The organism is Nocardioides immobilis, assembly GCF_003515065.1.
GTDB classification, from domain to species: Bacteria; Actinomycetota; Actinomycetes; order Propionibacteriales; family Nocardioidaceae; genus Nocardioides; species Nocardioides immobilis.
Genome location: NZ_QXGH01000013.1, coordinates 137,101 through 156,767, shown reverse-complemented (window position 1 = coordinate 156,767; position 19,667 = coordinate 137,101). Strand labels below are relative to the sequence as shown.

Sequence of the window (19,667 nt, the reverse complement as noted above, 5' to 3'; positions counted from 1 at the left end):
ACGACGCCGGTCAACCGGTCCGGCTCAGCAACCTCCGTTGCGCCCGCTCAGTCCTACTTGCAGAAGTCTCCGCAGATGTCTGGCTTGAAGGAGTTCGACGTCGCCGACGCGGGGGTGGCGGTGAGGACGCTCCCGGCGCCGACGAAGGTGGCGATCAAGAGGCCAACGGTGGCGATCCGCCTGTGCATACGAGACATTGGTCTGTCCTTGGGTGTCGGGTGCGGTTGCTTGTTCAACCGTGATGTCACCGTACGAACGAAGCGGCCCAGCGTCTGTCCACGACGCGACCCTGGGAGTGTCACGGGCACGACAGGTCACGGGCACGACTAGCCGAGTCGTGATGCAGTGATCGCTGTCGGCAAACACCGGCATCGCCTGAGTTGAGCGCTGACGTCTACTACTCGTCGTCGGGCCAGTGGATGTCGGAGACCAGCCACTCGCCGTCGATGCGGCGAAGGTCGAAGGTCGCGGAGAACTCCTCCTCGTCGGGCACGGTCTCATCGGTGCCGTCGTAGTACTCGGTGCCTTCGATCTTGACGGTCGCCCGGTCGCCGTTCTCGTCGACGCTGACCACGTCGTACTCGATTGAGTAGTCGGTGAACGCCGCGCATATCCCGCCCTCGTCGTCGATCTGGTCCTCGAGCATCTGCTTGATGGATCCGGTCATCCGATCGGCCGCCTCCTCGCAGCTGCCGGCCGAGAACCACTCCTCGAGGCCCTCCTCGGGGGTCTCGCCTCGGAGGGCGAACCACCACACCGCGAGTCCGGCGACCAGCAGCACAGCGACCGCGGCGGCGCCGATCACGATCGGCATCCGTCGCCGGCCTCCCGACCCGGGCGCAGCTGCTGGAACAGGCCAAGAAGCAGGCGCTGGAGCAGCAGCGGCCGGCGCGGACGTCGGCGGAGGTGTCGGTGGGACCACGCGGGTGGGCGGCACCACACCGCTGGCTGGATCCGGCACGTACGGCGGAGGGGTCGGCCGGGCCGGCGCGCGGGTGAACTCGAAGGAGCGCACCACGTCCTCGTCGATCCGGCCGACCGCGTACCCCAGCAGCGCGGTCGCGCGCAGCGACCGGCGGGGATCGTCGGAGCCACGCTCCCGGGCGAGCGCCAGCCCGGCCTCGTTGATGGCGGCGCGCGGGTCGCTGCCCTGGTCGAGCAGCCCGAGCAGCCGCCGTACGGCGTCGAGGCGAACCGCGTCGACCAGGACGTTGCGGTCGCCGGGGCTGATCTCCTCGTCCGTCAGGTAGTCGTCCAGCGCAGCGCGGAACTCACCGGGATCGGCGAGCACCTCCGCGCCCCGTGCAGTGATCAGCTCCGCGAGGCGGGCCTGCAGCGTCATGGCCGTCCACTGTATTGCGGGCGCGGGGCACGCGGCTACGAAATCACGGGTACTGCAGCCCGACGGTCTCCTCGCTCAGCTCCCACAGCCGGCGCGCGGCCACCTCGTCCCGGGCGAGCCGGCTGCGGCCGACGATCCGCGGCGCCCCGGCCATCTGCCGGAATCCGCTCGGACCGACGTACGTGTTGCCGGGCAGGTCGTCCGTCACGGCCATCAGGGTCGGCCAGGCGCCGGCAGCCGCTGACTGCGAGACCGCCTTCACGGTGGCGTCGAGGATGCTGGCGATCCCGCCGCTGGCCCTGCCGTACTGGCCGTTCGCGGCCAGGTGGGTGCCGGCGAAGCCGGGATGGGCGGCGAGGGCGGTCACCGGCTCGTCCGCCGCTCGCAGGCGCCGGTCGAGCTCACTGGTGAAGAGCAGGTTGGCGAGCTTGGTCTGGCCGTAGACGGGCCACCGGAAGTAGCGACCGCTCTGGTTCTTCGGATCGTCCAGCGGCGCACGGCGGGCGGTGGTGTGCATCAGCGAGGAGACCGACACGACCCGGCCGTCGCCGCTCGCGACCAGCTGCGGCAGCAGCAGGCCGGTGAACAGGAACGGGCCGAAGTGGTTGGTGGCCATCTGCAGCTCGAGGCCGTCCTCCGTCCGGGAGTACGGCGGCGCCATCACGCCCGCGTTGTTGACGAGCACGTCGATCGGCCCGAACCGGGCGGCCGCCGCGCCCGCGTGCCGCACCGAGTCGAGGCTGGCGAGGTCCACCTGCAGCGTCTCCAGCTCGGCGTCCGGCACCTCCTCCCGGATGGCGGCAACCGTGGCGTCGATCTTGGCCGGCGTGCGACCCGCGAGCACGACCCGCGCTCCCCTGCGGGCCAGCTCCAGCGCTGTGTAGTGACCGAGACCGCCCATCGTCGGGCCGGTCACCACGATGGTCCGGCCGGTCTGGTCGGGCATCCGCTCGACGTCCCAGGTCGCCGTCGCCGTCACGGGGTGGTCCCCATCTTCGCGACGATCGCCGCACCGAGCTCGGCGTCGCCCTCGATCGTCACTGCACCGGGCGCGGCGGCGCGGCGGCCGCCGGCTAGGACGATGAACGACGCACGGTCCACCGACAGCCGGACGGTGGGCTCGGTCGGCACCTCGGCCAACCGCCGACCCCGGCCGGACTCGTCGACCTCGACGGCCACGACCGGGCTGCCCTCGACCGCCAGCACGGCGGTGGTGCCGGCGGGCGGGCCCACCTTCTTGCCGACCACGAACCCGAACGCCTCGCTGAGGTAGTCGGCCGTGTGCTGCGCCGGCGCGTTGTCCATCCCGCCGGGCAGTCCCACGGCCCGGCGTACGTCCTGCTCGTGCATCCAGACGTCGAGCGGCCGGTTGCGGAGCAGGGTCTGCTGGTTCCATCCGATGAGTCCGAAGAGGCCGGGCGCCGGAGCCGCGGGGTCCGTCGGCGGATTGGCGAGGAGGCTCTCGTGCCGGGCCGTCGTCACCGCCCTGATCTCCTCGACGATCGAGGCGGGAGTGCGGTCGCGCCGGGTGACGACACCGATCTCGGTGAACTGGCCCATCGGCCCCCTCACGTGGGGCGGCTCCCCGATGTCGGCCTGCTCGTCCGGCCCGCCGGCCAGCAGGCTCTCCAGGTGGGCGGTGTGGGACGCGACCGCCTTCACGTCCCAGCCGGCGAGGTCCGTGGGCAGCGCCCACGCCTCCTCCGGGAGGGAGTCGAGCAGGGCGGTGAAGTCACCGATCGCCTGCCACCAGGTCTCGACGTACGTCGCCAACCGCTCGGCATCGCTCATGCCCGCGATCGTAACGACGCCTCAGATCCGGTCCCGGGGCGTCTCAGTGCGTCAGGTACCGGGCCACGGTCGGAACGTCGTCGACGAACCGCAGCAGCGCGCCGTAGAGCACTCGATGAGCGCGCGGGCCGCGACCGCCGGCGACGAACGGAGGGGTGGGCGGGATCGTCGTACCGTCGCGCACCCAGCCGTGGAAGTACAACTGCGGCCGGCCGCCGACCTCGATGACGTCGGCCCCGCCCGGCCCGCACAGCCCGTCCGTCGTGGCCCGCGACAGCAGCACCCGGCGCGGGCGGGTGGGCCAGGTCGCGAGGCCGGTCGACCGGCGCCAGACCGTGCGATAGCTGCACTTCGCCCAGCTGTCCTCGGAGGTGAACAGGTGGTAGAAGCCGCCCCGCTGCAGCACGACCGGGTTCTCCATCACCCAGTCGGCACGCACCAGCTCGCTGCTGGTCGCGCCGGCCGCCGGAGCGAGCCCGTTGGGCCCGAGCGGGAGCATCCGGATCGACGACGGGACACCGTCGGTCTTGTAGAGGAGGTACGGCGTCGGCACCTGCCCCCGCCCTGCCGGACGGTCGACGAAGTACGACGGGTCGATGGCGCCCCGGCGCGGCAGGCCCGGCGCGTTCGGCACCGTGTCCCACGCGACGGGCGTCTTCGCCCGGCGGTGGCAGACCAGCGGCCGTTCGTCGACGGGCCGGAAGGCGCCGTACGCCGTCGGCGCCGTCGCCACCCCGATGCACCGGCGCCCCTTGCCGAGACCCTTGACCCGGGCGGCGTAGTAGAGCACCCACCGGCCCTTGATCTTGGCGAGGTCGTCGGCCCAAACGTCGTCCTCGACCGCCCAGCGCGGCAGTCGCCGGAGGGCCGGGCGGATCCATCGCCAGCCCTCCCCCGGGTCCCAGCGGGCTCGACGGACCAGGGGCCCGGTCGTCACCAGGACCCGGCCGTTCCGGGTCTCGACGACGCTCGGGTCGCCGGACCGCTCGGTGGTGAGGATCGGGTCGGGGTACGGCGCCGCAGCGGCCGGCGCCGCCGTCCACAGCACCGCGAGCAGGAGCGCTCCGACGGCGGGGCGGAGGCAGCGCGGCACGCGCCGGACTCTAGATCAACTGAGGGCGAGCATGAGGGCGATTGCGAGCATCGTCAGTCCGATCAGGACGTCGAGCACCTGCCACGCACGGGGGGTCGCGAGAAGTCGCTGACCCCCGCCGGCGCCGTACCCGAGGCCGGTGAACCACAGCACGCTCCCGGCGACCGCGCCGGCGGCGAACCACCAGCGGCCGCCGTCGCCGTGCTGGTTGGCGATCGAGCCGACGAGCAGCACGGTGTCGAGGTAGACATGCGGGTTCAGGTAGGTGAGCGCGAGCGCGCGGCCGACCGCCGCCTTCCGGGAGGACGCGCCCGCGCGGGCGGCCTCGAGGGTCTCGGGGCGGCGCGCGCGACGGAGCGAGAGGACGCCGTACGCCGCGAGGAACGCGACGCCGAGCCAGCGAACCACCTCCAGCGCCCAGCCAGCGTGCGCGACGATCGAGCCGATGCCCGAGACGCCGGCGACGATGAGGACCGCGTCAGAGGCGGCGCAGACGGCGACCACCGGTCCGACGTACTGCCGGGCGAGGCCCTGGCGCAGCACGAACGCGTTCTGTGCCCCGATCGCGACGATCAGGGACAGCCCGGTGAGCAGGCCGGCGGCCGCAGCGGTAGTCACGTGTCGAAGGTAGGGAGCGATCGTGGTTCAGACCAGCGGATGTTTCTGCGGATCCATTAGCGTTGCTTCATGACGCCGCAGCCCGCCCAGCTCGAAGCGCTGGTCGCCATCGCCGAGCACGGCTCGTTCGAGTCGGCCGCCCGGGTGCTCCACGTGACCGCGAGCGCGATCAGCCAGCGGATCCGGGCTCTCGAGACCATCGCCGGGCAGGTGCTGGTCAGCCGGACGACGCCGTGCCGGCCGACGCCGGCGGGCGAGGCGTACGTCCGGCTGGGCCGGCAGACCCGGCTCCTGTACGACGAGGCCCGGCTCGAGGTCGACGACGCCGAGCACGTCGTCAGCCTCCCGGTGGCCGTCAACGCGGACTCGCTCGCGACCTGGTTCCGCGAGGTGCTGTCCACCGCGGCCGGCTGGGATGGAGTCGCACTACGGCTCCGGGTCGAGGACCAGGCGTACTCCGCCGGTCTGCTCCGCAGCGGCGACGTGCTCGCCGCCGTGACCAGCGAGCCGACACCCGTCCAGGGATGCGCGGTCGAGCCCGTCGGCGTGCTGCGGTACGGCGCGGCCGCGACGCCCGCGTTCGTCGAGCGGTGGCGCCGGGGGCGGGGCATGGACTGGGAGCGGATGCCGGTGCTGGTCTTCAACGAGAAGGACACGTTGCAGCACGACGTGCTCGCTGCCCGCGGCGTCACACCGCGGACCATCCACCAGGTGCCGACCTCGACCGACTTCCACGAGGCCGCCCGCCGCGGGCTCGGGTGGTGCCTGGTGCCCGAGCCGCAACTGCTGCCCGACCTCGACGCCGGCCGCCTCGTCCGGCTGCCCGGCCGCGACCAGCTGAACCGGGTCGACGTACCTCTCTACTGGCAGCGCTGGCGCCTCGACTCCCCCGCCCTCGGGCGGCTCACCGCCGCGGTGCACGAGGCTGCTCGGGGGCAGCTTCGGTGAGGCGGCGCAGGAATCACCGGCGGACCGGGGATTCCTGCACTTATCGGGCGTTGCAACGGCCGAGAAGTGCCAGTTTTCCCTGGGCGGTGTGACGCCTGGGACAGGAGGTACGTCGACTCTCGGCGCGCAGCCCTGGAACGCCTGAGCCGACCCACCCTCAGGGGTGGGCCGGCTCAGAACGCAGCGTGTTCAGCCGATCAGAACGCGGCCTCGTCGAGGTCCATGATCGCGAGGTCGGTCGCCTGGGCGATCGCGACCTCGGCGCTGATCTTCGGGAGCACCTCGGTGACGAAGAACTGCGCGGCCGCCACCTTGCCCTCGTAGAACGCCTTGTCGCTGCCCGCGTCGCCGGCGAGGGCGGCCAGGGCCACCTCGGCGCTGCGGAGCAGCAGCCACGCGACGACGACGTCGCCGAGCGTCATCAGCAGCCGGCTGGTGTTGAGGCCGACCTTGTAGATGTTGCGCAGGTCGCCACCGGAGCTGACGTCGGCGCTCATCAGGTCGTTGACCAGGTGGCCGACCAGCGAGTTGGCGTCCTCGAGCGCCTTGGCGAGCAGGGCGCGCTCGTTCTTCAGCTGCGCGTTGCCGGCCTCGTCCTCGACGAAGCCCTTGATCTCGTTGGCGACGGAGCCGAGGGCCTGACCGCCGTCCTTGACGATCTTGCGGAAGAAGAAGTCCATGCCCTGGATCGCCGTGGTGCCCTCGTAGAGGGTGTCGATCTTGGCGTCCCGGACGTACTGCTCGATCGGGTACTCCTGCAGGAAGCCGGAGCCACCGAGGGTCTGCAGCGACTCGGTGCCGAGCAGCGTCCACGAACGCTCCGAGCCGTAGCCCTTCACGATCGGGAGCAGCAGGTCGTTGAGCGCGGCAGCGGACTTGTACTCGTCGCTGCCGGGCTCGGCGAGCTGGACCCGGTCCTGGACGGACGCGGTGTAGAGGACCAGCGAGCGCATGCCCTCGGCGTACGCCTTCTGCGTCATCAGCGACCGGCGTACGTCGGGGTGGTGGGTGATCGTCACCTTCGGCGCCGTCTTGTCGGCGGCCTGGGTGAGGTCGGGGCCCTGGACGCGCTCCTTGGCGTACTCGAGCGCGTTGAGGTAGCCGGTCGACAGGGTCGAGATGGCCTTGGTGCCGACCATCATCCGGGCGTTCTCGATGACGTCGAACATCTGGGCGATGCCGTCGTGGACCTCGCCGAGCAGCCAGCCCTTCGCGGGCTCGCCGCCGCCGATCTGCGGGTCGCCGAACGTGACCTCGCAGGTGTTGGACACCTTGATGCCCATCTTGTGCTCGACGTTGGTGACGTAGGCACCGTTGCGCTCGCCGGTCAGCTCACCGGTCTCGTGGTCGAAGTGGTACTTCGGCACCAGGAAGAGCGACAGGCCCTTCGTGCCCGGCCCACCGACGCCGTCGACGCCCTTCGGGCGGGCCAGCACCAGGTGCATGATGTTCTCCTGGAGCTGCGACTCGGCGCTGGTGATGAAGCGCTTGACGCCGGTGATGTTCCAGGAGCCGTCGTCGTTAGGAGTGGCGTACGACGTCCCGGCACCCACGTCGGAGCCCGCGTCGGGCTCGGTGAGCACCATGGTGGCGCCCCACTGCCGCTCGACCATGAACTCGGCGATCTTCTTGTCGCGCTCGGTGCCGTTCTCGAAGACGACCTTGCCGAAGAACGGTCCGGCGCCGTACATCCACACCGGGGTGTTCGCGCCGAGGATGAGCTCAGCGGTCGCCCACACGAGCGACGACGGCGCCTCGGTGCCGCCGATCTCGGCGGGAAGGCCGAGGCTCCAGAAGCCGGCCTCCATCCAGGCGTCGTAGCTCTTCTTGAACGACTCGGGGACCGGCGCAGTGTTGGTCTTCGGGTCGAACACCGGCGGGTTCCGGTCGCCGTCCTCGAAGGACGCAGCGAGGTCCTCGCGGCTGATCCGGTCGACCTCGGCCAGGATCTCCTTGGCGGTGTCGACGTCCATCTCCTCGAACGGCCCGGCGCCCAGGATGTCCTGGCGCCCGAGGAGCTCGAACAGGTTGAAGTGGATGTCGCGCAGGTTGCTCTTGTAGTGGCTCACGGTCCCACCGTTTCTTCGCTGATAACAGGAGGCGAGCGAGCAGCCATCAGGGCTACTCGCGAGTAACTTAATAATACGGCGGGTGCTTGCTCTGGGCAAGCACGGACCCATGTGAAGTGATTCGATCGACAAATCTGAGACACTGGACCCATGCGAGTTTCCGCCAAGTCCGACTACGCGCTCCGCGCCCTGATCGAGATGGCGGGACGCGCGGACGGGCCCGCGGTCAGCGCCGAGGAGCTGGGGCGTCTCCAGGACATCCCGCACGGCTTCCTCCAGGCGATCCTGGCCGACCTGCGCCGCGCCGGCGTCGTGATGTCGCAGCGCGGCCAGTCAGGCGGCTGGCGGATGGGCCGGCCCGCGGCCGAGGTCTCCGTCGCCGACGTGATCCGGGCGGTCGACGGCCCGCTGGTCTCGGTCTACGGCCTCCGGCCGGAGGCGGTCACCTACAACGAGTCGGCCGACGTGCTCCAGCACGTCTGGATCGCCGCCCGGAGCTCGCTGCGCGAGGTCTTCGAGGAGGTCTCGATCCAGCAGCTCGCCGACGCCGACCTCCCGGCCGCTGTGACCAAGCGCACCGCCGACGAGGACGCCTGGAAGGCCCACTAAGGCCCTGGCAGAGGCCGGTAGGGGCCCGGGCTCAGGCGACGTCGCCGAGCCTCTTCTTCAGCCGCTTCCGCTTGCGGTCGCTCTCGTCGCGCCAGCGCTCGAGGGTCTGGTTGCGGCGGGCGAGGCGCTCGATCTCGCGACGCGCCTCGTCGAGCGAGCCGATCGAGCGGGCGCCGACGGGGTCAGGGACGTCGTCGAGCCCCAGCGACGCCGTACCGAAGCCGGCCACCTTGCCGAAGGCCTTCCAGGCGCGCTTCGGCGTGGGTTCCTCGAGTCGTACGACGTGCAGCCGCTCGGGCTTGCGGACGGCTGCGCCCCAGCGGGCGGTGACCTCGTCGAGGTCGTCGTCAGGACCTGCGGTGAGTACGACGTTGACCTGCAGCCCGGCCAGCGCGTCGAGAAGCAGGTCGATCTCCGGCCGGCTCGCCGTCGCCATCAGCGGCAGGCTGAGCACCGCGGTCTGCTTGCCCTTCCACACCCGCCGGCTCAGGTTCGCCCAGTTGCCCTCGACCTCCTTGCGCGCGAAGCCCCAGGCCTTGTGCTCGCGCAGGATCTCGACTGTCGACAGGAACGTCTCGTCCGCCGACCGTGCCGGTACGTCGACGCCGAGCTCGACGAGCGCCGTCCGGTGGTGCACGAGCGCCGCCTCGATGATGTCTCCGGCACCGGGCATCCCGACGTGCAGGAACACCTTCCGCTTCTTCGCCATACCGGCAGGGTGGGGCACCGACCTGACCGGCTTGTGAACGACTCCCGACGGCCGCGTGACCTGGGGCGGAAGGCGCTCTGCGACGCTCATCACTAGAACAAGTTCTAGTTTCCGTCGTACGATCGCCCCATGATCACCTCCGACGCCATCGTCTGGAACGCGCCCAACGACCCGCATCCGGCCCGCGCCGCGTCGCAGCGCTCCTACTCAGCCGTCGCGAAGGGCGACCTGGCGGAGTGGTTCACGGTCTATGCCGAGGACTGCGTGCTCGAGGACCCGGTCGGCCGGTCGATGTTCGACCCCGAGGGCACCGGCCACCGCGGCCACGCCGGCATCTCCGCCTTCTGGGAGAAGGCGATCGCTCCGATCGAGACGTTCGAGTTCGAGATCAACGACTCGTTCGCGAACCCCGAGAGCAACACCTGCGCCAACATCGGCCGGATCAAGACGTCGTTCCCGGACGGCAGCTACACCGTCACGGACCTGATCATGGTCTACATCGTCGACGACGACGGCCGGGTGCAGTCGATGAAGGCGTTCTGGGAGCCGGACCGGACGATGGCGAGCTTCACGAAGCCCTGATGTGACCTGACGGGCGGGTCGCGCGTCGTACTGGTGTCAATCCCGACGAGGGACGACCCAGGAGAGAGATGATCGACCCCGTGTCGCACGACGCCTTCGAGGAGTTCGCCCGTGCGCGGACCCCTCACCTCTTCCGCGCGGCGTGGCTGCTGTGCGGTCACCGGGCGGAGGCGGAGGACCTGGTCCAGGAGACCCTGGCGAAGGTCTACGTGCGGATGCACCGCCGGCTCGGGCCGGCACTGGAGAACCCCGCTGCCTACGCGCAGGTGACGCTGACCCGCACCTTCATCAGCAGCCGACGCAGGCGCAGCAGCACCGAGATGCCGTACGCCGACCTCCCGGAGGGTGCCGCAGCCGACCCGGCTGAGCGGACGACCCTCCGCCTCGACCTCGACGACGCGCTGACCGCGCTGTCGCCGATGGACCGAGCGGTCGTGGTGCTGCGCTACCTGGACGACCTGCCGGTCGACGAGGTCGCGCGCATCCTCGGGGTCTCACCCGGTGCCGTGAAGAACCGCAGCATGCGCGCCCTGGCGCGGATGCGAGAGAGGACCACCCGATGAACGAACGCGACCTCACCGCGTTGCTCGAGCGCGCCACGGGCGACCTCGTGCCCGAGGTCGACCGGCTGGTGGCCGACGGCACGGCGCGCGGCCGCACCCGGCTGCGCCGCCGCCGGGTCGGCTCCGCCGTCGCGGTCGCGGCAGCCGTCGTCGTACTCACGATCGGGACCAGCCTGCTGATGTCCGGCGACGGCGGGAAGCCGCGCACCGAGCCCGGCTTCGCCGACGACACCCAGTCGGTCGAGACCAAGACGGTCGAGCTGCCCCGCCCCCAGCCGAAGGAACCCGACCGACCCACCACCGTCTCGGCCAGGGAGGCGCCGACGATCATCGGCACGTTCCTGCCGCCCGGGCCCATCAGCGAGCCCTTGGAGAACGCGGACTTCCCGCTCGTCGACACTGCCGACGAGCGGTTGGTCCATTTCCGGTACGACGGCACGCTCACCACGTTCACGATCGCCCGCGCCGACTCCCTCGCCACCTGCCGGGAGTTCGCCAACGCCGAGCAGGCCAACGAGAGCCTTCCGCAACCCGTGTGCTCCGTCGTGGACGGACTGGAGGTGCTGACCTCCACCCAGGACTCCCCGGTGCGCACGATCGGTGTCACGGTCTGGAACCACGGCTACGCCATCAGTCTCCAGTCCTACAACGTCGCGCGGTCCAAGAACCCCGACGGCAGCGAGGACGTCCCGCCCGTGATGGACGCGCCGGCGATCAGCGTCGACGACCTGATCACGATCGCCTCGAGCGGGGTCTGGTTCGAGGAGTAGCGATCAGGTGATCTGCTCGGCCATCCAGCTGACCAGGGGCCGCAGCTTGCGCCAGTCCTCGCGCACTCGAACCAGCAGCTCCTCGGTGTGGACGAACGGCTCGAAGCCGTACTTCTTCATGCCGAGCAGGGACTTGTGGCGCAGCAGCTCGATCCGCGGGTGGTCCTTGTCGTAGCCGCGGGGCGCCGTCTTCAGCCGGTCGCCGGCGATCTCGAAGCCGCCCCGCTCGAGCCCGCTCAGGATCCGCTGGAGCCGCTTGCCGGACTTCTCCTCGGCCATGCCCTCGCGGATCAGGGCCAGGTCGGATCCGTCCGCGAGGTAGGTCCCGCCGCCGATCCGCACACCGGCCGCCGACACCTCGACGTACCAGCCCGTCGCCGGGGCCACGCCGACGAACGCGCCCTGATGGGTCTTGTACGGCGTCTTGTCCTTCGCGAACCGCACGTCGCGGTACGGGCGGAACACCTTGGCATCGCCGAACTCCTGCGCCAGCGCGTCGGTCAGCGCCACCATCGGCGCCTTGACCTGCTCGTCGTACACCGCCTTGTGGGCGTCCCAGAACGACTTCGTGTTGTCGACCTCGAGGTCGTCGTAGAAGTCGAGCGCGGCGACGGGGAAACCGGTGAACTCCACGCCCCGCAGGGTAGTCGCCGGCCTACTGCTCGGCCGCCACCTCCTCCTGGCCGTCGATCAGCCAGTCGCCGTCGTCGTAGACGAGGTCGTAGCTCTCGTCGTCGCTGTCGCCGTCCTCGTACTCGACGGTCGCGGTCGCGCGGTCGCCGTCGACCTCGGCCGTGATGTCGGTGGTGTCGAAGTCCGCCTCGCCGAGGCCCTCGGCGAGGGCCAGGCTGGCCTCGACGGCGTCCGCGCAGTCCTCGGCCTCCTCGTCCGCGCCGAACCCGCTCTCGTTCCAGTCGTCGACGAACTCCTCGGCGTAGTCCTCGGTCATGAGGTCGCACGCGCCGGCGCCGTCACCGTCGGCGAACTCCTCGAGGTACGCCTCGACCGTGTCCGCCGCACCCTCCTCGGTCCTCGGGTCCCCGCCACAGGAGGTGAGGGCGACCGCGAGGCAGCCGGCGAGCGCGGCGGCGGAGGTACGGCGAGCGGCGGCCCTCATGGATCGGCCCTCATGTATCGGACCGTAGGTCATCGGAGCGGGCGACGAGACTCGAACTCGCGACATCGACCTTGGGAAGGTCGCGCTCTACCAACTGAGCTACGCCCGCATGCGCGGTGACCCGCGCGACGCCGAATGCTACCCGATCGGGCTCAGGCCGGGACGCTTCGGCTCCACCCCGTCGCCCGAGGACCGGCCGGTGATCCGGCGGCCCACCCAGGGGGCGAGGTGCGAGCGGGCCCACTCGAGGTCGGCCTGGCGCTGCGCGCGGCGGGCGAGGATCGGCAGCTCGGGTACGGCGAGCGGCTCCAGGTCGTGCTCGACACCGAGCCGGTCGAGGACGGCGATCGCGATCGCCTGGTGCCCGACCGGGTTGAGGTGCAGCCGGTCGGCGTCCATGACCTCTGCGACCTTCCAGTCGCGCATCCGCCAGCAGTCGACGAGGGTCGCGTCGTGCTTCTCAGCGATCTCGCGCACCCATTCGTTGAAGATCGCGGTCCGGCCGCGGATCAGCTTCATCACCGGGTTCATCCCGGGGTCCGCGACCGTGAACATCACGACCCGGGCGCCGGTGGCGGCCAGCCGCCCGACGGCTTCGTCGTACGTCGCCGCCAGCGCGTCGACGTCGACCTTCGGCCGCAGCACGTCGTTGCCTCCGCCGTGGATGGAGACCAGGTCCGGCGCCAGGTCGATCGCCGGGCCGACCTGCTCGTCGATGATCGCGGGCAGCTTGCGGCCACGGATCGCGAGGTTCGCGTAGCCGAAGTCCGGCGACTGCAGCGCCAGCGCCTCGGCGACCCGGTCGGCCCAGCCGCGACAGCCGTTGGGCCGCGTCGGGTCGATGTCACCGACGCCTTCGGTGAAGGAGTCGCCGAGGGCGACGTACCGCTGGAAGGTCATGCATCGATTGTGCCCTTCACCCCGGCGGCTGCGGATCCGACCCCGGTAGGGTGCCGTGCGTGCTGCTGAGCGACCGCGACATCCTGACCGAGATCGACCAGGGACGGGTGGCGATGGACCCCTGGGACCCGGCGATGTTGCAGCCGTCCTCGATCGACGTCCGGCTCGACCGGTTCTTCCGGGTGTTCGAGAACCACAAGTACCCCCACATCGACCCGGCCGCCGACCAGTCGGACCTGACCCGGATCGTCGAGCCGGAGGGCGACGACGCGTTCATCCTGCACCCGGGTGAGTTCGTGCTCGGGTCGACGTACGAGGTCGTCTCGCTGCCCGACGACATCGCCGCGCGGGTGGAGGGCAAGTCCTCGCTCGGCCGGCTCGGCCTGCTGACGCACGCGACCGCCGGCTTCGTCGACCCCGGCTTCTCCGGCCACGTCACCCTCGAGCTCGCCAACGTCGCGACGCTGCCGATCAAGCTCTACCCGGGCATGAAGATCGGCCAGTTCTGCTTCTTCCGGCTCTCGTCGGCGTCGGAGCACCCCTACGGGTCGGCGAAGTACGGGTCCCGCTACCAGGGGCAGCGCGGCCCGACGCCGTCGCGGTCGTACCAGAACTTCCACCGCACCCAGATCTGACCTCCCTTGAAAGTTAGGCTAACCTAACTTTCGTGACCGTCACCAAGAACGCGTACGTCGCCAGCCTGCCGATGATCCTCGACGAGGTCGAGGTGCACAGCGTCGAACGCGTCTCCCCGTCGTTCGTGCGGATCGAGCTCGCCGGTCCCGGGCTCGCCGAGTGCGGCACCTCCGGACCGCTGTACGACCAGCGGATGAAGATCGTCTTCCCCAACGCGGCGGGCAACCTGCCGTCGTTCGTCGACATGGACGACTCCTGGTGGGAGAGCTGGATGCAGCTCCCCGAGGAGGAGCGCGGCTCCATGCGCACGTACACGATCCGGGACCTGGTCGGCTCGGGGGCCGGGACCCGGATCGTGGTCGACATCGTCGTGCACGAGCCGGGCGAGCCCAACCTCGACAAGCGCAGCGGCCCGGGCAACGAGTGGGCGCTGCGGGCGCAGCCCGGTGAACGGCTGATCGTGCTGGCGCCACGGCGTGGCCACGACTTCGGCGGCATCGAGTGGTCCCCCGGTGCGGCGAGCCGGCTGCTCCTCGTGGGCGACGAGACCGCCGTACCGGCGATCCGCGGCATCCTGCGCGACCTGCCCGCCGACGCCATCGGCGCCGCCTTCGTGGAGGTGCCGGCCGCGGGCGACATCCAGCGCGACGTCGCCGCCCCCGCCGGCATCGAGCTGACCTGGATCCCGCGCGGCGACGCCCCCCGCGGCGCCAGCCTGCACGCCGCGGTCATCGCCTGGCTGACCGGCAGCGCCGAGCCCGCGCCGCAGGTGGGCGACGACGAGATCGACCCTGACCTGTGGGAGACCCCGGTCTACTCCTCGTCCGGCGAGGAGGTCGCCGAGGCCACGCAGGTGCCCGTCTCCGACACTCCGCACGCCGGGCTCTACGCCTGGATCGCCGGCGAGTCGAGGATCGTCACCGGCCTGCGCCGCCGGCTCGTCAACGAGCTCGACATCGACCGCGGCCAGGTCGCGTTCATGGGCTACTGGCGCGAGGGCGTCGCCATGCGCTCCTAGCGCGGCGCCGACGCGTCGTCGCCGATCACCGGGAGCTCCCTCGGTTCCCGTGTTCAACGACACGTCAGGTGCGCGGTTATCGATCCGCTGCGTCGCAGACACCGGGTTATCAGACCTGGGCAGACCTTGCCATGAGCGCGGCCCGGATTGTCGGGACATCCGCGGGATCGGTCAGAGCGAGTCGAGGCCCGCGCGCCGGGCGCGGCGGCTGGCCCTGGTCCGGGCGGCGACCCTGCGTCGGTCGGCTCGGGCGATCCGCTCGGCGATCTCCTGACGCACGCGGAGCTCTGTCGTCGGTTCGATCATCGTCGGTTCCTCCTCTCGCGGGACTCGTGGTCGTCAGTCCTACTCAAGCATTCGCCACCGACAGTGGCGGCTGCCTGATCGGGCTTGCTCAGGCGGGGACGAGGTGGACGTCACCGGACACGGTGTTGGCGCGGACCTCGACGAAGTCGGCGCCCGGCTCGGGCTCGCCGACCCCCTCCAACCCGGAGCTGACGGTGCCGGTCACGGTGCTGATGTCGGTCCACACGGGAGTGCCGACGGGTACGCCGATCCGGACGTCGCCGGAGGCGCCCTTGCTGGTGATCCGGCCGCGTGAGGCCTGCCGGATGAGGGTGTCGCCGGAGCCGGTCGTCATCGTCACGTCGGCCTCGGCGTGGGCGATGTCGAGGTCGCCGGAGCCGGTCTTGACCACGACCGGACCGGCAGCGCGCTCCACCCGGATGTCACCGGATCCGGTCGAGATCGAGGTGGCGGCCGCAAGGATCTCGGCGGCGATGTCGCCCGACCCGCTGCGCACCCGCAGCTCGCCGGCGGCCTCGACCAGGGCGACGTCGCCGGAGCCGGTGTCGATCGAGCCCGAGCCCGTCACGCGCTCGAGGCTGACGTCTCCGGAGCCGGACTTGACCTTGACGGCCGCGACCTGGCCCGAGACCCGGACATCGGCGCTGCCGCTCTTCGCGACGACGGAGCTGTCGGTCGGCACCACGATGTCCATGTCGAGCTTCTGGTCGCCGAAGAGCCCGCGGGTCTTCGGGGCGATCACGCTCACATGGCCGCGGTCGTGGACGACCTGGACCTGGTCGGCGTGCTTGCCCTCGATCCGCACCTCGGTCTGGGCGACGTCGGCGGCGGTGACATCGATGCCGCCGCTGCCGTTCTCGACGTAGAGCTGGACGGGTTCGGGGGTGTCGAAGGTGAAGTCGGTCATGAGGTTGCTCCTGGGTCGAAGGGAGGGGAGGTCAGAGCCAGCCTGTGACGCGCCGGTTGCCGCGCTTCCCGCCGAACGGGAAGTCGCCACCGAAGGGCAGGCTGGACAGGTCCACGTCGACATGGATGGCGCGGTCGCTGGTCGCTGAGCGCACCAGGTTGACCAGCCAGGTGTTGAGGGACTGACCGGCGGCGGCCGCGGCGTCCTCGGCCTTGGTCTTCACCGAGTCGGGGATCCGCAGCGTGATCCGCGCCAGTCCCTCCTCGACGTCGCCGGGGGCCGGCGGGGCGGGCGGCGGAGGGGGAAGCGGCGGGGCGGGAGCGGTGGCTGGCGGGGCCTGGACGACGAAGTCGAGGTCGCGGCCGTCGAGCCGTACGTCGACGCTGCCGGCCGGCATCGCTGCGGTGATCTCGGAGGCGGCCTGGCTGATCGCCTCCATCAGGGCGAGCCGGGCGGACGGGTCGAGGGCGTAGCCGAGGCGCTCGGCGGTCTGCCGCGCCTCCTCGCCCGCGCTCTCGGCAGCTGCGAGCAGATCGCGCCGCAGGCTGTCGACGTACGGGGTGATGTCCATGCGCACCATGATGACGTCATGGTGACGTCATGTCAAGCCATCTTTGGCGTCAGATGGCGTCACTACTGTCGGGCGCGGGCACAAGAGCTCGATCAGCGAGGTGTCGCGGCAGGGCCTGGTGCCGGGGCGATCGACGCGCACGAGATGGTTCGGCGCCAGAGTTGCGAGGTCCGCCGACACCCGCCCCTTGCCGTGGAAGCACGAACGGGTCGGCAGCGGCACCCGCACCGTCGTGCCCTCGTATCGTCGGAGGATCTGCACGGCGGACTCGGGGCAGGGTGCCGACATGAAGCGCGGGCAGGGAAGACGCCAACCCTCGTTGCTCGCGGCGTCGGCTCCAGTCAGCGTGAGGAGGTCGTAGCCGGATGCTGGCAATCCGCCAGTCCCCCGTCCACCCGACCTGGAGGACGGGCAGCGGTGGGCAGAAGACTCCATCGGTCGGCTCGTCGCCGTAGACGTAGGACGGACCGTGTTCGCTCAGCGCCTGGTCGCCCGGTGCCTCGGCGAACCGGCACAGCCGAGGGGAGCCCTCGTCCACGGCGAGGAACCGCCGCGGTGCAGTCAGGGTCTCCTCGAGAGCCGCCAGGGCGGAGTGGCACTGGTCGTCGCCGCAGATGACCCAGTTGTCCGGATCCTCCGCCTCGGCGGGCGAAAGGCGAACGGGGCTGTCCTCACCGACAGAGAGCGCGACGTCCCCGGCAAGATCAGGCGTCGGGCCAAGGCCGCGCGCGAACCGGACGAGGTCGAACACCTGCTGCCACGTGCCCGTCGGCTCCACGCACCGCGCGGCCGGCGGCGGGCCGCCCGTGACCCTCACGAACACGTCCTCACCGGACTCGAGGCGCGTGCCCGCGCTGGGTTCTGTGCTGAGCACGTAGCCCCGCGGCTGGTCGCAGCGGTCCACGCGAACTACCTCGACGGTGACGCCCCGGGCTTGGAGCAGCGCGACTGGGCTCCCGGTCGGTGTTCGCGGGCGGCGGCGCCGGCTGGGGGTCGTCGCCGAGCTGCTGGGCGACGAGGATCCCCGCGCCGATCGCGAGCACCACCGCGGCGGCTGCGGCGAGCACCGGCCAGCGGCGGGACCTCGGCTCGGGCAGGCCGGTCAGGGTGATCGGCGTCGTTTGCCTGCGCCTCGTCGGGCAGGGTCTCGGTCGGCAGCTCGCCGTTCCAGCGCCGGGCACGGGCGTCGGCGAGCGTGGCGACCAGCACCCGGTGCACATAGGCATCGGGATGGTCGGCACGAGCGACCCGCCGCCACGAGCCGTAGCACTTCAACAACGCCGCCTGGACGATGTCCTCCGCGTCCGCCCGCGGACAGCCCAGCAGCACCGCGGTCCGCACGAGGCGGGTGCGGCGCTCAGCGACGTACGTCGTGAAGTCCATGTTGGCGGCGGGCTCCTGGTCTCCGGGTCACCCTAGAGACCGGCGAGCCCCCGCGTCCGGTTCCGCTAACTAACCGGTTAGTTTGGCGAGGCGGCGTGCCACGTGGTCGGACAGCACCGACAGCGGCAGGGCACCCGACTCGAGCACCGCGTCGTGGAAGGCCTTGATGTCGAACCGGTCGCCCTGCCGCTGCTGCGCGGCCTCGCGGATCCGGAGGATCTCGAGCCGGCCGATCATGTAGGAGAGCGCCTGGCCGGGCGTGACGGCGTACCGGTCGATCTCGGCGGTGGCGTGGCCCACCGACTTCTCCGAGTTCGCGAGCAGGTATTCGATCGCCTGCTGGCGGGTCCAGCCGAGGGCGTGCAGGCCGGTGTCGACGACGAGCCGGCAGGCACGCATCGAGTCGGCGGCGAGCATGCCCATCCGGTCCAGCGCGGAGCCGTAGAGGCCCATCTCGTCGGCGAGCCGCTCGCTGTAGAGGCCCCAGCCCTCGCTGTAGGCGGTCACGAAGGCGGTCTTGCGGAAGTCCGGGATGTCGTCGAGCTCCTGGGCGATCGCGATCTGGAGATGGTGCCCCGGGATGCCCTCGTGGTACGACGTGGACTCGATCTCGTAGCGCCCCCACCCCTCGGGGTCGGACACGTTCATGAAGAAGACGCCGCCCCGGCTGCCGTCCATGGCGGGCCGGAAGTAGTACGCGATCGCGCCGCTCGTGGTCGGCTCCACCTCGCAGTCCGACTGCGGAAGCCGGCCGAACCAGTCCCCCATCACGCCGCGCGCCTTGACCATCGCGGCCTTCGACGCCTCCACGATGTCGTCGGCATCGGTGTGGTGCAGCGCCGGGTCGTCGCGCAGTGCCGCGAGGATCGCCGGCACGTCGTCCGTACCGACGACGGCGGGCCCGAGCTCGGCGTACTGGCGCTCCAGCTCGGCCACCTGCTCGAGCCCGATCTCGTGGATCTCCTGCGGCGTCAGGTCGGTGGTCGTGTAGTAGCGGGTGAGCGTCGCGTAGGCCTCCTCACCTCCGGGCACGTGCAGCAGGCCGACCTTCTCGTCCGCGCGGGCGGAGGGCATCACATCGTCGAAGAGCACCGCCCGGTACGTCGCCAACGCCGGCCGGACCTCGTCCTCGACCACCTTCTGCAGCTGGGCGACCAGGGCGTCGCGGTCGACTCCGTCCGGCGTGGCCGCGATCCGGAGCAGCCGGTCCTCGCCCACCGGGGAGGTGAGCCACTCGTCGAGCTGCTGGATCGTGTCGGCGGCCGCGAACGCGGCCGGCGTGCGGCCGGCGGCGACGCCGTCGCGGTGCCGGTCGGCGAGGTCGGTGAAGTAGGACGCGACGCCGCGCAGCTTGTCGACCATCGCGTCCGCCACCTCAGGGGTGGGGATCGACAGCTTCGGCAGGAACATCCCGAGCGAGGCCTGCGCCCCGAAGATCGGGTTGGCGCCGTACTCCGCCGAGCGCAGGGCGCCGAGCTCGGCCGTCGACGTCGCGTCCCAGACCAGCATCGACCGCGACAGCCGTTCCTGCTCGTCGAGCCCGTCGTCGGCGATCGCCTCCGCCCGGGCGGCGAACTCCCGCGCCTCGGCAACCGCTGCCTCCTCGCCGGCGGCGCTCACGTCGGTGTAGGTGCCGGCGACGGAGTACTCCCCCGTCATGTGCGCCCACATCGGGTTCTGGCGGTAGCGGAACTGCTGGTATTCGTCGGCGAGGCCGGAGATGGAGTCCACGCGC

24 protein-coding genes and 1 tRNA gene are annotated in these 19,667 nt (G+C 71.1%); 7 read left to right on the top strand and 18 right to left on the bottom strand.

The window, feature by feature from the left end:
* Positions 1 to 53: 53 nt before the first annotated feature.
* The 6 genes from D0Z08_RS32050 to D0Z08_RS09535 all read right to left on the bottom strand — a co-directional run bounded on the left by D0Z08_RS32050 (position 54) and on the right by D0Z08_RS09535 (position 4,844).
* Positions 54 to 197: a hypothetical protein gene (locus D0Z08_RS32050; RefSeq protein WP_182481250.1), complete on the bottom strand. Its 144-nt coding sequence runs from the start codon at positions 195 to 197 to the stop codon at positions 54 to 56.
* Positions 198 to 397: 200 nt separating this feature from the next.
* Positions 398 to 1,342, bottom strand: coding sequence for a hypothetical protein (locus D0Z08_RS09555; protein ID WP_118925005.1), 945 nt, complete (start codon positions 1,340 to 1,342; stop codon positions 398 to 400).
* 43 nt (positions 1,343 to 1,385) lie between these two features.
* Positions 1,386 to 2,321, bottom strand: coding sequence for an oxidoreductase (locus tag D0Z08_RS09550; RefSeq protein WP_245993823.1), 936 nt, complete (start codon positions 2,319 to 2,321; stop codon positions 1,386 to 1,388).
* Positions 2,318 to 3,133, bottom strand: a complete 816-nt coding sequence (locus D0Z08_RS09545) for a maleylpyruvate isomerase family mycothiol-dependent enzyme (protein WP_118925003.1) — start codon at positions 3,131 to 3,133, stop codon at positions 2,318 to 2,320. Before D0Z08_RS09545 ends, D0Z08_RS09550 begins: the two co-directional genes overlap by 4 nt.
* Before the next feature lie 43 nt (positions 3,134 to 3,176).
* Positions 3,177 to 4,226: a family 43 glycosylhydrolase gene (locus D0Z08_RS09540; RefSeq protein WP_118925001.1), complete on the bottom strand. Its 1,050-nt coding sequence runs from the start codon at positions 4,224 to 4,226 to the stop codon at positions 3,177 to 3,179.
* Positions 4,227 to 4,241: 15 nt separating this feature from the next.
* Positions 4,242 to 4,844, bottom strand: coding sequence for a LysE/ArgO family amino acid transporter (locus tag D0Z08_RS09535; protein ID WP_118924999.1), 603 nt, complete (start codon positions 4,842 to 4,844; stop codon positions 4,242 to 4,244).
* Positions 4,845 to 4,913: 69 nt separating this feature from the next.
* Here D0Z08_RS09535 and D0Z08_RS09530 point away from each other — a divergent pair, with 69 nt between their 5' ends.
* Positions 4,914 to 5,792, top strand: a complete 879-nt coding sequence (locus D0Z08_RS09530; protein WP_118924997.1) for a LysR family transcriptional regulator ArgP — start codon at positions 4,914 to 4,916, stop codon at positions 5,790 to 5,792.
* Between the two features lie 197 nt (positions 5,793 to 5,989).
* Here D0Z08_RS09530 and D0Z08_RS09525 read toward each other — a convergent pair whose 3' ends face one another.
* Positions 5,990 to 7,861, bottom strand: a complete 1,872-nt coding sequence (locus D0Z08_RS09525; protein WP_118924995.1) for an acyl-CoA dehydrogenase — start codon at positions 7,859 to 7,861, stop codon at positions 5,990 to 5,992.
* Between the two features lie 150 nt (positions 7,862 to 8,011).
* Here D0Z08_RS09525 and D0Z08_RS09520 point away from each other — a divergent pair, with 150 nt between their 5' ends.
* Positions 8,012 to 8,470, top strand: a complete 459-nt coding sequence (locus D0Z08_RS09520) for an RrF2 family transcriptional regulator (RefSeq protein WP_118924993.1) — start codon at positions 8,012 to 8,014, stop codon at positions 8,468 to 8,470.
* A 31-nt stretch (positions 8,471 to 8,501) separates the two neighbouring features.
* On the opposite strand, the gene D0Z08_RS09515 is transcribed toward D0Z08_RS09520, so the two are convergent.
* The gene (locus tag D0Z08_RS09515; RefSeq protein WP_118924991.1) at positions 8,502 to 9,179 is read right to left on the bottom strand and encodes a hypothetical protein; all 678 of its coding nucleotides are present in this window, start codon (positions 9,177 to 9,179) and stop codon (positions 8,502 to 8,504) included.
* 129 nt (positions 9,180 to 9,308) lie between these two features.
* On the opposite strand from D0Z08_RS09515, the gene D0Z08_RS09510 reads away from it, so the two are divergent.
* The 3 genes from D0Z08_RS09510 to D0Z08_RS09500 all read left to right on the top strand — a co-directional run bounded on the left by D0Z08_RS09510 (position 9,309) and on the right by D0Z08_RS09500 (position 11,094).
* Complete coding sequence (locus tag D0Z08_RS09510; protein WP_118924989.1) at positions 9,309 to 9,761, top strand: nuclear transport factor 2 family protein; 453 nt, start codon at positions 9,309 to 9,311, stop codon at positions 9,759 to 9,761.
* 68 nt (positions 9,762 to 9,829) lie between these two features.
* On the top strand, positions 9,830 to 10,324 hold the full coding sequence (locus D0Z08_RS09505; RefSeq protein WP_118924987.1) for a SigE family RNA polymerase sigma factor: 495 nt from the start codon (positions 9,830 to 9,832) through the stop codon (positions 10,322 to 10,324).
* A complete protein-coding gene (locus tag D0Z08_RS09500) occupies positions 10,321 to 11,094 on the top strand; it encodes a hypothetical protein (RefSeq protein ID WP_118924985.1) in 774 nt (257 codons plus the stop codon). Before D0Z08_RS09505 ends, D0Z08_RS09500 begins: the two co-directional genes overlap by 4 nt.
* A 3-nt stretch (positions 11,095 to 11,097) precedes the next feature.
* On the opposite strand, the gene D0Z08_RS09495 is transcribed toward D0Z08_RS09500, so the two are convergent.
* The 4 genes from D0Z08_RS09495 to D0Z08_RS09480 all read right to left on the bottom strand — a co-directional run bounded on the left by D0Z08_RS09495 (position 11,098) and on the right by D0Z08_RS09480 (position 13,111).
* The gene (locus D0Z08_RS09495; protein ID WP_118924983.1) at positions 11,098 to 11,727 is read right to left on the bottom strand and encodes a DUF2461 domain-containing protein; all 630 of its coding nucleotides are present in this window, start codon (positions 11,725 to 11,727) and stop codon (positions 11,098 to 11,100) included.
* A 22-nt stretch (positions 11,728 to 11,749) separates the two neighbouring features.
* Entirely contained in the window at positions 11,750 to 12,211 is a 462-nt protein-coding gene (locus D0Z08_RS09490) for a DUF4878 domain-containing protein (RefSeq protein WP_182481249.1), read from the bottom strand.
* A gap of 36 nt (positions 12,212 to 12,247) precedes the next feature.
* Positions 12,248 to 12,320: transfer RNA gene (locus tag D0Z08_RS09485), tRNA-Gly, on the bottom strand.
* Between the two features lie 29 nt (positions 12,321 to 12,349).
* A complete protein-coding gene (locus tag D0Z08_RS09480; RefSeq protein WP_118924979.1) occupies positions 12,350 to 13,111 on the bottom strand; it encodes an SGNH/GDSL hydrolase family protein in 762 nt (253 codons plus the stop codon).
* A gap of 59 nt (positions 13,112 to 13,170) precedes the next feature.
* Here D0Z08_RS09480 and dcd point away from each other — a divergent pair, with 59 nt between their 5' ends.
* Positions 13,171 to 13,746, top strand: a complete 576-nt coding sequence (gene dcd / locus D0Z08_RS09475) for a dCTP deaminase (protein WP_118924977.1) — start codon at positions 13,171 to 13,173, stop codon at positions 13,744 to 13,746.
* Between the two features lie 32 nt (positions 13,747 to 13,778).
* Positions 13,779 to 14,765, top strand: a complete 987-nt coding sequence (locus D0Z08_RS09470) for a siderophore-interacting protein (RefSeq protein WP_245993821.1) — start codon at positions 13,779 to 13,781, stop codon at positions 14,763 to 14,765.
* 171 nt (positions 14,766 to 14,936) lie between these two features.
* Here the strand turns inward: D0Z08_RS09470 and D0Z08_RS33375 are convergent, their stop codons facing one another.
* The 6 genes from D0Z08_RS33375 to D0Z08_RS09445 form a co-directional block, all read right to left on the bottom strand.
* Complete coding sequence (locus D0Z08_RS33375; RefSeq protein ID WP_281271715.1) at positions 14,937 to 15,071, bottom strand: hypothetical protein; 135 nt, start codon at positions 15,069 to 15,071, stop codon at positions 14,937 to 14,939.
* Positions 15,072 to 15,159: 88 nt separating this feature from the next.
* Positions 15,160 to 15,978: a DUF4097 family beta strand repeat-containing protein gene (locus D0Z08_RS09465; protein WP_182481248.1), complete on the bottom strand. Its 819-nt coding sequence runs from the start codon at positions 15,976 to 15,978 to the stop codon at positions 15,160 to 15,162.
* 31 nt (positions 15,979 to 16,009) lie between these two features.
* On the bottom strand, positions 16,010 to 16,549 hold the full coding sequence (locus D0Z08_RS09460; protein WP_118925099.1) for a pilus assembly protein HicB: 540 nt from the start codon (positions 16,547 to 16,549) through the stop codon (positions 16,010 to 16,012).
* A gap of 49 nt (positions 16,550 to 16,598) precedes the next feature.
* Positions 16,599 to 17,453, bottom strand: a complete 855-nt coding sequence (locus D0Z08_RS33710; protein ID WP_425454048.1) for a hypothetical protein — start codon at positions 17,451 to 17,453, stop codon at positions 16,599 to 16,601.
* A gap of 5 nt (positions 17,454 to 17,458) precedes the next feature.
* Positions 17,459 to 17,932 carry a sigma factor gene (locus D0Z08_RS09450; protein WP_118924971.1) on the bottom strand — a complete coding sequence of 158 codons (474 nt, stop codon included), beginning with the start codon at positions 17,930 to 17,932 and terminating at the stop codon, positions 17,459 to 17,461.
* A 69-nt stretch (positions 17,933 to 18,001) separates the two neighbouring features.
* Positions 18,002 to 19,663, bottom strand: coding sequence for a DUF885 domain-containing protein (locus D0Z08_RS09445; RefSeq protein ID WP_118924969.1), 1,662 nt, complete (start codon positions 19,661 to 19,663; stop codon positions 18,002 to 18,004).
* Positions 19,664 to 19,667: the final 4 nt, after the last annotated feature.